Here is a 12,749-nt window from a genome sequence, read left to right as displayed (position 1 = left end):
ACGTTAAATTAAGTCGGCAAATATAATCATTTTCTTGTATTTTATGAATTTTTAACAATAGAAATCATTTACTTTCAGAGATAGCAAGATTCTTATTTTCATTGAATATTTATTAATTTTTAGCACATATTATCATCAAATTTACATTTTTAATCTTCCTGAAAATTTCGCTTATTTAACAAGATTCTAATTTTCAAACCATTATAAAATAGAAAATATTTTCACTTTCTCTTTTTATTGCAAAAATTACTATATTAAAAAATTTCATGAAAAAAGACAAATAAATTATTTTAATTCTCAAAACACATCAGTTGTTCATAAAAAGCATCACACTTCTTCCTTTTAAACTCCATTTAGAGAATCTCAAAAAAAATACCTCTAAAAATTTAAAAACTTTTTAGAGGCAATATAATATTGAATTTCTTTATAACTTATATGGTCATTGAAAAAATTCGGGTATTCGGTTGATTTCTCATCATTCTAAGATCAAAAACCATAGCCACATTTCTTGTAAAAGCCCTTCCTTTATCAGTAATTTTTATTTGATAATCATTTATCTCCACCAATTCATCACGCTCCATTTCTTTCAACATTTCTAATGCATTTTCTAATTCCGGAAAAGAATTTTGAATATCAAAAGTAGTTTCGAGCTGACACATCAAATTTAGGACATGCGTTCTGATCATTAAGTCTTCTTCATTGAGTATATGGCCTTTCATCATAGGAATACAACCTTCTTCCAACATTTTTTGATATTCCTCAACAGTTTTCACATTTTGAGCAAAAGCATACCAAGAATCTGAAATTGCAGATATCCCCAATCCTATCATCAACTGGGTTTTACTGGATGTATATCCCATGAAGTTTCTATGCAACTTCTTATGTATTAAAGACTGATAAAGCTCATCATGAGGTAAGGAAAAGTGATCCATTCCCACCTCAATATACCCTAACTCCTGAAGTAACTTTTTACCCTCTTCATAAAGCCGTCGTTTTTCGTCTCCATTTGGCAGGTCATTTTCATCGAACCCTCGCTGCCCAACTCCTTTTATCCAGGGCACATGAGCATAAGAATAAAAAGCTAATCTATCGGGCTTGAGCTCAAGGGTTTTTCTAATAGTAAATTCCATTGCATCCCAATTTTGATGTGGAAGACCAAAAACCAAATCATGACTGACTCCCATATAGCCAATTTCTCTAGCCCATTCTGTTACTTTTTTTACATTTTCAAAAGGTTGAATTCTATTAATAGCTTTTTGCACTTTAGGATCATAATCCTGAACCCCAAAACTCACCCTTCTAAAGCCTAAATCATAAAGAGTCTGGAGATGTTCTTTAGTCGTATTATTTGGATGTCCTTCAAATGAAAATTCAGGAGATTCAGCTAAGTCTACTGTGGAATAAATAGTTTCTAATAAGATTTTTAAATTTTCCGGTGAAAAAAAAGTAGGAGTTCCTCCTCCTAGGTGAAGCTCTTTTAATTTAGGCTTTTCATTAAAAAGCTCAAGATAAAGATGCCATTCCTTTATAAGACTTTCTATATAAGGAACTTCAACATTATGTTGTTTCGTGATACGTTTATGACAAGCACAAAATGTACATAAAGCTTCACAAAAAGGCAAATGAATATAAATCGAGATTCCCCCTTTTGAGTTTGTTTCTTGAAAAGATGTCACCACACTTTCTTTCCATTTTTGTAAAGAAAATGCGTCTTGCTCCCAATAAGGAACTGTAGGATAAGATGTATAACGTGGTCCCGGAATATTATATTTATTAACTAAAGAATTCATAAAAACAGATTAAAATCCAAATCCAGATTGGATTTACAAAATTAAATATATCTTACGAATTTTCCATCATGGATCACTATATGGTCATTTTCACCTCTTATTTTATAATGAATCTAAATATCTTTTTGTATAAAAATTTTATCACTTTAGCTTCATTAAAGCAATTTTATCTTTCCCTGCCAATACAAGTGTATGAGCATCCACCCATTTGCATACATAAAAGCCTTTTTCATCAGAAATTTTCTTCCAGGTTTTCCCAAAATCAGATGAGTAGCTAATATGCTGATCTCCTACTGCAACAATTTCTTTCCCTTTTGATCGGGGCTTAATTTTCACACAAGTCATATAACCTGAGTTTTGCCCTGATGCCTGAATAGTCCATGTTTGCCCCCCATCATGTGTTGTAGCAATATTATTAAGGTTCATATGTTGTTGTTTGTAATCTCCACCTACCGCAATCCCAAACCTATCATCATAAAAATCTATTGAATATATTCCTTGAGAAGATTCACCTTGCACAAAAGGGGTATTAAATACTTTCCATATCTCATTTTCTCTCTTGAATATCCGCGCAGACTTTCCACCGGTGGCAATCCAAACCGTATTTTTATATGAGGAAATATTAGTATTACTTGCGGCAAAAGCTGCTTCTCCCTGATTTAACTTTATACTATCATGATTTGCAAAACGTGTTTTATAAAAATTATAGAACTTTCTATGAGGCTCTAATGCAACCAATTTGAGTTCAAGATGATTATCCGGGTCACTAAAAGCTATGCCAAATGTATCGTTTACAAAATGTAACGCATCATAAAAAGCCGTTTGTGTTGTATCAGTAAAAACTATATTAGGCTTTAAATCTGTTTTATTAATCTCAAAAAAATAGGCAGGACTCTCAATATTAATAACAAAAAAAGAGTTTTTATTTTGAGCCAACGTTCTAAACTGAAGGTTATCTTCAGCTAGTTTAATTTGTTTCTGATCTTGAGGATTTGCTAGATCTATAAACCCAAATTTAGATTCTGTTCCACTATACCAGACTTTATTATTATATATTTCAATAGCGCGAATACTTATATTATCTGTAAATATGGTTTCAACACTTTTTATTTTTTGAGAGAAAATACCTATCCCATGTAAAAGAACGATAATCTGTACTATTTTTTTCATAGTAGCAAAAATAAAAAATCCACAGAATTCTGTGGATTTTTTAACGGTATATGTTATAATTTATAAATCTAAATCAGGTTTTTCTAAAGGCTCTTGTTCAGCTTTAAAAGTTTCTCCATAACCTCCATTCTGAAGTTTAGAATGTTTTTTACTATATAGGAAATAAATAATAAACCCTATAATTAACCAAGCAAAAGAATACGTTTGAGCTTCTATACTAAGGTTATAAATCAAATAGACATTGATGGCAATACCACAGCAAGCAATCACAGGTAAAGCCGGCACTTTAAAGTTTCTTTGTAGATTAGGCTCTTTTATTCTCAAAATCCAAACAGCCACACACACCATAGTAAATGCAAATAAGGTCCCAAAGCTTGTCATGTGTGCCAAATCATTAATTGGGGTAAGCGATGCTACAACAGAGATTACAATCCCTAAAATAATAAGATTTTTAGTAGGCACTCCCGTTTCAGGATTTACTTTTGAAAACGTTTGAGGAATCAATCCGTCTTTAGACATTCCTAAGAAAATTCTCGATTGTCCCATAATCATAACCATTAATACGGATATCAAACCAACAGTAGCAGCAATGGTAATAATATTACCAGCCCATTTCTGTCCAGCGATATCAAATGCATAGGCTACAGGAGCTTTAATGGCATCCGGATATTTTCCAAGTGGATTAAAGTCCGTGTAATGCATCATTCCTGTTAATACTAATGAAACTAATATGTATAATAGAGTACAAATAATCAGCGACGCAATAATTGCAAAAGGAACATCTTTTTTCGGATTTATTGCTTCTCCTGCTTGCGTTGATACCGCATCAAAACCTACATAAGCAAAGAAAATGGCTGAGGCTCCTGCTATAACACCTCCTATTCCATACGCTGAATGTGAAACCCCATTTTCCGTAATCGTCGTTGCTTCAGGAATGAATGGAGACCAGTTTCCAGGATTAATAAAGAAAGCACCCGCAATAATAACAAATATAATAGCAGAAACTTTTAGAACCACAATAAAATTATTTGCTTTTGCAGCTCCTTTTGTTCCTCTTACTAAAATAGAAATAACAAATAAAACAATTAAAAATGCTGGCAAATTCATAGAAAACCCAGAGTTTCCGGCTGCTATATACGTTTGTGGATCCGTGGTAAGGTAATCTGGTAAATGAAGTCCAAACATCTTTAGGAGTTTCCCAAAATATCCCGACCACGATACGGCGACTGTCATTGACCCCATTGCATATTCCAAAATCAATCCCCAACCTATTATCCAAGCGAAAATTTCTCCTACAGTTCCATATGCATATGCATAAGCAGACCCTTCAACAGGAAGTATTGAGGCAAATTCAGCATAACATAGCGCTGCAAATACACAAGCAATCCCCGCAATTACAAAAGAAAGCGCCAATGCAGGTCCAGCATTATAATAGGCTCCCGTTCCTGTAAGTACAAAGATACCTCCCCCAATAATGGCCCCTATTCCAATAGCGGTAAGGCTCCATTTGCCCAAAACGCGTTTTAACTGACTTTTTTTAATATCAGCCTCATAAGCGCTCATCGGTTTCTTAACCCAAATTTTTGACATATTTATTGTTTTAATATATATTCACGAAAATATAAAAAATTTAGAAATATTCGCGTTTATTGACAAAATTTCATTATTAAATCCAAATCAATAAATATAAAAAACTGATATTCACTCAATTCAGTTCATTTTTCATTCATAATAAAATTTTACTTATTTTTGATCACATGAATTTATATAACTTATTCATAAAACCATACGAAAGCTATAATTTTTGGCAGATTTTATTGGAATTTTTAGGAACTTTTTTTGGAATTCTTAGTGTTTACTTCTCAATCAAGAAAAATATTTGGGTATATCCTACCGGAATTATTTCCACTTTAATATATGTATACATCCTTTTTGATTTTGGTTTATTAGGAGATTGTATAATAAATGTATATTATACAGTTATGAGTGTTTATGGGTGGATATTATGGGCCAGGAATTCTGATGATCATATTCATGTAGAGGTAAGCTGGGCCTCAAAAAAAGAATGGCAATTTGGGACTCTCCTTTTTTTAATAAGTTTTATATTTGTAACTATCATTTATTACTATAAACCTTACATTGATCATAACTTTTCCATGGAAAATACCCATCTAGGGTTGTATCATTTAGATTGGGCCAATTGGCTGGACGTGATAACCACCTCTATATTTTTAGTTGGTATGTGGTTTATGGCGAAACAAAGAATAGAAAATTGGATTTTTTGGATTATTGGAGATATAATTTGTATCCCAATGATGATTTTTAAAGGTCTTGGAATCACTTCGGTTCAATATTTGGTGTTTACTATAATGGCGATCCTAGGATATATCAACTGGAAAAAAAGTTTTAAAGAAAAAGTAAATTAAAGTTATGAAAAATTTATTAAAAATAGCATTTAGCATTCTCACCCTCACAAGCTTAGCATCTTGTGTGGCTTATACGGATGATGGATATGGGTATGGATATGGTGACCCTTATTATAACAATAATAATGGATATTATTATGCTCCGTCAGGATATTATGGCAATGGAGGATATTGGGGGAATGATGGTTACTATTATCGAAATAATATTAATTATTACTATGATGGTGGCGTTCCTTATTACTACTATAATAATGGAAATAATAGAAGAAAAGTGTATGTAGAAAGAACCGTTCCTACAACTTCTCAAAGACCAAACAACGGATTTAGAGGAAATCCGAGCGGAGGCTTCCAAAACAATACCAACAACAGTGGGTTTAATAATGGGGGCTTTAGAAATAATTCTACAAATAGTAATAACAATAGTAGTTCCAACAACGGGTTTAGAAACAATAATTCCTCTTCCAATAATGGGAATGGAGGATTCCGAAACAATAGTAATAACAGGGGATTTGAAAACCAAAATACAACCCCTAATAATGGAGGATTCCGAAACAATAATAGTAACAGGGGATTTGAAAACCAAAGTACGCCCTCTAATAATGGAGGCTTCAGGAATAATACATCTTCCAGCAATAACGGCGGATTTAGAAATAATTCTTCTAATAGCCAACCCCAAAACAATTCTAATCAACAACAAAGTGGTCGTGGATTTAGATAACATTTAAAATAAAGAACGAACAGTACTTACTGTTCGTTTTTCATTTTAAAATATACTAATTTTGTCCGTTAAGTTTAAGATAACATATACATAATGAATTTTTATAAATATCAGGGTACAGGTAATGATTTTGTGATGATTGATAATCGTGACCTTCAATTTCCAAAGGATAAAAAAATAATTGAAAAATGGTGTGATCGACGTTTCGGAATTGGAGCTGACGGGCTTATTTTTTTAGAAAACAGTGATGGGTATGATTTCAAAATGGTCTACTACAATTCGGACGGAGGAGAAAGTACCATGTGTGGAAATGGTGGAAGATGTTTAGTTGCTTTTGCATTTTTCCTTGATATTTTTGAAAAGAAATGTACGTTTATTGCCATTGACGGAGAACATGAAGCAGAAATTCATAACGGGATTGTTAAATTAAAGATGATCAATGTAGATACAATTTCTAATGATGGTTCAGATAGTGTTCTTAATACAGGCTCTCCCCATTATGTAAAATACGTTGAAAATCTGGCTGACTATAATGTCTTTACAGAAGGACATAAGATTCGAAATTCTGAAAAATATAGAGAAAAAGGAATCAACGTTAATTTCGTAGAAAAAATTTCTGAAGATGAAATTTTCGTAAGAACCTATGAAAGAGGTGTTGAGGATGAAACTTATAGTTGCGGAACAGGAGTTACTGCTTCTGCTTTAACTTTTCTACAAAAAAGCAATCTAACTTCTGTAAAAGTAAAAACCCTAGGAGGAAGCCTGAAGGTCTATGCTGAAAAAAATGAAAATTCTTTTCATAACATTTGGTTAGAAGGACCTGCAAAACAAGTTTTTAAAGGAAAAATAGCTCTTATATAAGAAGTCAATAAAAAACTAGTAATCTAAAAATTAGTAATGAAAAAAACAATTCTCATTATTATTCTGCTTATCATTATAGTCGCAGGATTTTTTGGTTTGAGATTTTATAATAAATATTACGGGAATAATATACAAAATGAAGGGTATGTTCTCATTCCCCATCATTCAAGTTTTAAACAAATCATTGATTCTGCAGCAAAATATGTAAGTAATAAAGAATCTTTTGAAGCCGTAGCTAAAGAAAAAGGACTTGATAGCTATTTCAAAGCAGGACGTTATCATTTTCAAAAAGGGATGGGAAATTCTAATCTTGTGAATATGATTAAGGCGGGAAATCAATCTGAAAATTCTTTCAGAATTGGTGATTTTGGAGACATCTATCAAATGCTAGGGAAAGTAACAAAAAAAACAGAACTAGATTCTTTAAGATTTGTAACTGATCTCAATCAAATAGCAAACAAAAAAGGATATAAAAACGCAGAAGATCTAAAAAAGTTTTTCTTTATTGATACTTATAACTTCTTCTGGACTGTTACTCCTGTTGATTTTTTCAAAAAATTTGAAGATCAATATCATTCGTTTTGGGATGAAGAAAGAAAATCCAAAGAACAACAATCTGGCCTTACAAGAGATCAAGTGTATGCTTTAGCTTCTATTGTTTATAAAGAATCAGGTGGAAAAAAAGATGAAATGAAAACCATTGCCGGCCTTTATCTGAACCGCTACAGAAAAGGAATGAAGCTTCAATCTGATCCCACCGTAATTTATGCTATAAATAAACAAACTAATTTCAAAGAATCAATTAAACGGGTTTTATACAAACATTTAGCCACCCCCTCACCTTATAACACCTACGCCAATACAGGAATTCCTCCCGGACCTATCTGTATTGTCGATAAAAATTCCGTTGATGCTGTTTTAAATGCCGAAAGCAATAATTATATTTTCATGTGTGCTGATCCTCAAAAAATGGGGTACCATAAATTTACGGCTAGTCCTGAAGAACATTCCATAAATGCTAAAGCTTATCAAGACTGGTTGAATTCAAAAAATATAAAATAAAGAATAAATTTAACTTCATTTTAACAAATTCATAATTAACATTTCTCCATTAGGGCCGACGTATATATTATATAAATAATAAACTAATCGCAATATTAAAAAAATCAACATTTCATATTTTTTAATATTGCATGGAATCTATGCGATTTTACATAAAAAGTACCTTTATGAAACAGACTGAAATTATTAATATTTTTACAAAAAAGACCTTAGGACTTACTTTTGTACTCACTGCTGCTGCATTTGCTTTTGCTCAGGAGAAAGTAAGTATTTCAGGAACTGTTGTAAGTAAGAACAATCAACCCGTTCCGTATGCTTCAGTATCATTTAGCAATAAAGAAAATAAGCTATTTAGTGATGCAACTCTTACGGATGAAAAAGGACAATATACATTGGATATTGTTCCTGGAAATTATGACATTACTATTGAGGCAATCGATTACAAAAAAGGGTTAGTAAATAAACAGATCAGTACTGCTGGTAATATTGGAGCTTTATCCATAGAGCCAGAAGCTAGCTCTACTAATCTTAAAACAGCAGATATTCAAGGGGTAACAATTACCGTACAAGCCACAAAACCTTATAAAGTGGAACTTGATAAAAAAACGTATGACCCTTCTCAAGACATTGTAAGTAAGGGAGGGAATCTTCAAGATGTACTTTCTAATGTACCTTCCGTTTCAGTAGACACCGATGGCACTGTTTCCATGAGAGGGAACTCCAATGTGAAATTTCTCATTAATGGGAAGCCTTCCTCTTTATTAGGTATTGATGACGGTGCGAATGCCTTACAAAGTATTCCTGCTGATCAAATTGAAAGAATAGAAGTAATTACGAATCCTTCTTCAAAATTCGAAGCCAGTGGAACTGCCGGTATCTTGAATATTATCCTTAAAAAAGATAAAAAAATAGGTTTTAATGGAAGCGTTACAGGAACTATTGGTTATTTGCCTAGAACAAACCTAAATACCAATCTTAGCTGGAGAAAAGGAAATTGGACTTGGTTTTTGAATGGAGGTGGGGGCTATCAAAGAAATCAAAGTACGACTAAAAACTCTACTATCCAGAAAAAAAATGATATAAACGCCTTAAATGTAAATAATTTTCCTTTCACACAATCATCTATACAAGATGGAAAAACCAAAAGAGAAGGAGATAATTATAATTTAAATGCTGGTCTTACTCATGATTTTTCTGATAAAACATCTATTAATTTATCAGGAATGATTAGAAGTTTCAACAATGATCAAAATGCATTAAATACATATAATGAAATTGAGTATCGTACCACGACTCACCTAGATACTAATGGTGATCTCATAGAAGATGGCCCTAGAACCATTGAAAACCTCAACAGAACACGTAATAGTATTGGAAACAACAAAAACTTTGCTACCCAAATAGATTTTGGGTTAGATCAAAAAATTGGAGATAATGGTCAACTTTTTACAGTTTCAGGTAGCTATCAAACTAATAAATCTGATGGTTATAATGTAATTACTCAAAATACATTTAATACTACAACACAGATTACGGAAAAGAACCTGATTAATAATGTAAATACCAATTCTAAAACAAATACGTTTATTGGAAAGGCAGATTATGAGCTTCCGATAGGTGAGAAATCTAAATTTGAAGCAGGAGCTCGTTACGATTATAATAAAAATACATATGATTATCTCGTTACGGAAAGCAATGGAGGAAATCCATTTACCACAAGATATGATTTCACTAGTAATACTGTATATTCGGAAAGTATTTTAGGTATATATGCACAGTATAAAAGTAAAATCGGTGAAAAATTCGCCTATCAAGTAGGCCTTAGGAGCGAACTTTCTAAAATAGATATAGACTTTCAAAACTATGATCAAAATCAGAATTTAGTCAACAGCTCTGTTAATAAAAACTATACAAAATTTTTCCCTTCTGTATTTTTAAGCTATGATATTGCAAAAAATAATCAGATATTAATTAATTATTCCAGAAGAATTAATCGTCCAAGAGCCTTCTCTTTAATCCCTTTTATGTCATTTGATGATGATAGAAATTATTTTAGAGGAAATCCAAATCTTAATCCAACCTATGAAAACTCTTTTGAAGTAGGATATAATCTTTCTAACAAAAAAATCACTTTCAATCCAACGCTTTATTTTAAGAAATCTGAAGACGAACAAAACAGATACCAGTATGTTGATGAAACCGGAGCCGTGAATACGATCCCTTTTAATGTGGGGACCGAAACTAATTATGGTTTGGATCTGAACGGCACCTATGATCCTTTTAAATGGTGGAAAATGATGCTTTCTGCAGATTTATATGGATATAAAAATACGGGAAGTTTTAATTTATTCCCCGACAACCCTGAAACTTTAAATGATTTTTCAGGATCAGGATTTTCTTACAGAATCCGTTTTAATAATACATTTAAACCCACTAAAAATTTAAGTTTTCAACTTCAAGGCTTCTATAGAGCTGCAGAAAAAACAGCTATGAATAACCGGAAGTCGATGTATGGACTTGATTTAGGTTTAAGCCAAACCATTTGGAATGGGAATGGAACTATTGGATTCAATATTCGAGATATTTTCAATACCCGAAAAATGAGAAATTATGCTAATAATGCACAATTTACAAGAGAAATGGAAATGCAATGGCAACCAAGACAATTTGCATTATCTTTTACTTACCGATTTAAGCAGGGAGAAAAAGTTGATACAAAACCAAAAATTAAAAAAGACATCAACTCCAATACTTCTGGTGAAGATGACCAACAAGGTCCTATGTAAAATAAAATGTATTTCCCTCCTGAAATATAAATAATAAAACGGCTGTAAATCTTTTATTTACAGCCGTTTTATTTTATTGTTAATATTTGATTTATTTATACTAAAAATTTATTTTACGATTTCTTCTGATAATTTTCTTTTTTCGGCTTCATAAATTCTTTTTCTTAAATCACTGGACGAGAATCTATGATCTCTTTTATTATAATAAATCTCAATCCCTTTTGTCTCACAATATTGTTTCCCGGTAAAATCTTGGTCCATATAATCATCTCCAATTATTCTAACATCTATAACAAATGACTCTAAAATATCCATGAGGTCCTCTTCGGAATAGTAAGGAATAATTTCATCTACTGCATTTACTGCTTTTAACTGAACATATCTTTCAACAATGGTTTGTGTAGGACTATTTTTATTGGGCCTATCATGTGAGGGATCAATTTGTAATCCTACAATTAAGTAATCACAAACAGTTTTTGCTTCTTCCAGCATCTTAATATGTCCCGCATGAAGTAAATCGAATGAGGAAAATGTAATACCAATTTTTTGTGTTTTCATATTAAATTTAATTAAAATGTTAGCTCTAACTATGAGCTTTTATTACAAAGAGAATATACAACAATTTTATTATATAACTACAAAAATCACTATTCTATATACTTTTAGAATATTCGATTCTTGATTCTAAATATTTTTGCCATTCCCAAGCAGTTCTTAATGCTTCTTGTAAAGATGTTTCAGATTTCCATTTGAGTTCATTTTCTGCTCTATCTGCATTAGCATATACCACCGTAATATCTCCTTCTCTTCTATCACATATCTGGTAAGGAACTTTAACATTATTCGCAATCTCAAAAGCATTCACTACATCTAAAACAGAAGATCCTTTCCCTGTTCCTAAATTGTAAATATCAATTATAGCTTCATCCGAATCATTATTTAGTAACTTTTCAAGAGCCGCTACGTGAGCTTTTGCAAGATCAACCACATACACATAATCACGAATTGCAGTTCCATCTTCTGTAGGATAATCATTCCCCCAAATACTAAGTTTTTCACGAATCCCAGCCGCAGTTTGTGTGACATAAGGAACCAGATTATTAGGAATTCCTGCAGGTAATTCACCTATTTTAATGGAAGGATGTGCTCCAATAGGATTGAAATATCTTAGTAAAGACACTTTTCGTCGATAGGCTTTAGCAAAATCCCTCAACATTTCTTCTCCCATTTGCTTTGTCTTCCCATACACACTTTCAGGTGCTTTAAGTGGAGTATCCTCATTTATAGGCATCGTATCCGCTTGCCCATATACTGTACAAGACGAACTGAATATAAAATTAGAAATATTTCTAGATTTAAATTCTTGAAGTATATTAATCAGAGAGAAAAGATTATTCTCATAATAATCTATAGGTTTTAACTGACTCTCTCCTACTGCCTTAAATGCTGCGAAATTGATACATCCCTCAATAGGATGTGCATCAAACACTTGGGCTAAAAGTTCTTTTCTTTTTAAATCAAATGGATAAAAAGTGGGTTTCTTTCCGGTGATTTCTTCGATATTATTTAAAATAAACTTCTCAGAATTAGATAAATCATCTACAATAATAACATCAAAGTTATTATTTAAAAGTTCTACAACCGTATGAGAACCAATATATCCCAGACCTCCCGTTACGAGTATTGCCATTTTTAATGTTATTTTTAGTCTTTTTTTAACAAATGTATCTTTATTATTTAAACTTTAATAAAGTATATATTTAAAATAATGACTCTTATTTCATGGTAAAAGTAATTATAATAACCTAAATTCAACATCAATGATGCGTAATCAATTTATCATCGAGATGAAAAACTACAGTATAACGCAAAAATATTCTTAAAATTATGTTGTAAAGGCTAAATAATATCTCTAAGATACTAAAGAAAATAGGTA

10 protein-coding genes are annotated in these 12,749 nt (G+C 31.8%); 5 read left to right on the top strand and 5 right to left on the bottom strand.

Annotation, left to right across the window (positions count from 1 at the left end):
* Positions 1-431: 431 nt before the first annotated feature.
* The 3 genes from hemN to CHRY9293_RS04065 form a co-directional block, all read right to left on the bottom strand.
* On the bottom strand, positions 432-1,790 hold the full coding sequence (gene hemN, locus CHRY9293_RS04075) for an oxygen-independent coproporphyrinogen III oxidase (protein WP_162031715.1): 1,359 nt from the start codon (positions 1,788-1,790) through the stop codon (positions 432-434).
* A 141-nt stretch (positions 1,791-1,931) separates the two neighbouring features.
* Complete coding sequence (locus CHRY9293_RS04070) at positions 1,932-2,960, bottom strand: WD40/YVTN/BNR-like repeat-containing protein (protein ID WP_162031714.1); 1,029 nt, start codon at positions 2,958-2,960, stop codon at positions 1,932-1,934.
* 60 nt (positions 2,961-3,020) lie between these two features.
* Complete coding sequence (locus CHRY9293_RS04065; protein ID WP_162031713.1) at positions 3,021-4,550, bottom strand: APC family permease; 1,530 nt, start codon at positions 4,548-4,550, stop codon at positions 3,021-3,023.
* A gap of 167 nt (positions 4,551-4,717) precedes the next feature.
* Here CHRY9293_RS04065 and pnuC point away from each other — a divergent pair, with 167 nt between their 5' ends.
* From pnuC to CHRY9293_RS04040, 5 genes are all read left to right on the top strand, one after another.
* On the top strand, positions 4,718-5,386 hold the full coding sequence (gene pnuC / locus CHRY9293_RS04060) for a nicotinamide riboside transporter PnuC (protein ID WP_162031712.1): 669 nt from the start codon (positions 4,718-4,720) through the stop codon (positions 5,384-5,386).
* A gap of 4 nt (positions 5,387-5,390) precedes the next feature.
* Positions 5,391-6,104, top strand: coding sequence for a hypothetical protein (locus tag CHRY9293_RS04055; protein WP_162031711.1), 714 nt, complete (start codon positions 5,391-5,393; stop codon positions 6,102-6,104).
* Positions 6,105-6,197: 93 nt separating this feature from the next.
* Complete coding sequence (gene dapF, locus CHRY9293_RS04050) at positions 6,198-6,965, top strand: diaminopimelate epimerase (protein WP_162031710.1); 768 nt, start codon at positions 6,198-6,200, stop codon at positions 6,963-6,965.
* 36 nt (positions 6,966-7,001) lie between these two features.
* Positions 7,002-8,027 carry an endolytic transglycosylase MltG gene (mltG, locus tag CHRY9293_RS04045; protein WP_162031709.1) on the top strand — a complete coding sequence of 342 codons (1,026 nt, stop codon included), beginning with the start codon at positions 7,002-7,004 and terminating at the stop codon, positions 8,025-8,027.
* Between the two features lie 167 nt (positions 8,028-8,194).
* Complete coding sequence (locus CHRY9293_RS04040; protein WP_162031708.1) at positions 8,195-10,813, top strand: TonB-dependent receptor; 2,619 nt, start codon at positions 8,195-8,197, stop codon at positions 10,811-10,813.
* Positions 10,814-10,921: 108 nt separating this feature from the next.
* Here the strand turns inward: CHRY9293_RS04040 and CHRY9293_RS04035 are convergent, their stop codons facing one another.
* Together CHRY9293_RS04035 and galE are read right to left on the bottom strand one after the other, a co-directional pair.
* Positions 10,922-11,371, bottom strand: coding sequence for an adenylyltransferase/cytidyltransferase family protein (locus CHRY9293_RS04035; RefSeq protein ID WP_122546925.1), 450 nt, complete (start codon positions 11,369-11,371; stop codon positions 10,922-10,924).
* Positions 11,372-11,465: 94 nt separating this feature from the next.
* Positions 11,466-12,503 carry a UDP-glucose 4-epimerase GalE gene (gene galE, locus CHRY9293_RS04030; RefSeq protein WP_162031707.1) on the bottom strand — a complete coding sequence of 346 codons (1,038 nt, stop codon included), beginning with the start codon at positions 12,501-12,503 and terminating at the stop codon, positions 11,466-11,468.
* Positions 12,504-12,749 lie beyond the last annotated feature (246 nt).

The organism is Chryseobacterium potabilaquae (assembly GCF_902728265.1).
Lineage (GTDB): Bacteria > Bacteroidota > Bacteroidia > Flavobacteriales > Weeksellaceae > Chryseobacterium > Chryseobacterium potabilaquae.
This window is presented reverse-complemented; position numbering and strand designations above follow the sequence as displayed.

Bases quoted from the DNA above. Each gene is read 5' to 3' on its own strand.
- pnuC (WP_162031712.1), top strand. From the start codon at position 4,718: ATGAATTTATATAACTTATTCATAAAACCATACGAAAGCTATAATTTT.
- hemN (WP_162031715.1), bottom strand. From the start codon at position 1,790: ATGAATTCTTTAGTTAATAAATATAATATTCCGGGACCACGTTATACA.
- CHRY9293_RS04070 (WP_162031714.1), bottom strand. From the start codon at position 2,960: ATGAAAAAAATAGTACAGATTATCGTTCTTTTACATGGGATAGGTATT.
- CHRY9293_RS04040 (WP_162031708.1), top strand. From the start codon at position 8,195: ATGAAACAGACTGAAATTATTAATATTTTTACAAAAAAGACCTTAGGA.
- mltG (WP_162031709.1), top strand. From the start codon at position 7,002: ATGAAAAAAACAATTCTCATTATTATTCTGCTTATCATTATAGTCGCA.
- CHRY9293_RS04035 (WP_122546925.1), bottom strand. From the start codon at position 11,371: ATGAAAACACAAAAAATTGGTATTACATTTTCCTCATTCGATTTACTT.
- CHRY9293_RS04055 (WP_162031711.1), top strand. From the start codon at position 5,391: ATGAAAAATTTATTAAAAATAGCATTTAGCATTCTCACCCTCACAAGC.
- CHRY9293_RS04065 (WP_162031713.1), bottom strand. From the start codon at position 4,550: ATGTCAAAAATTTGGGTTAAGAAACCGATGAGCGCTTATGAGGCTGAT.
- galE (WP_162031707.1), bottom strand. From the start codon at position 12,503: ATGGCAATACTCGTAACGGGAGGTCTGGGATATATTGGTTCTCATACG.
- dapF (WP_162031710.1), top strand. From the start codon at position 6,198: ATGAATTTTTATAAATATCAGGGTACAGGTAATGATTTTGTGATGATT.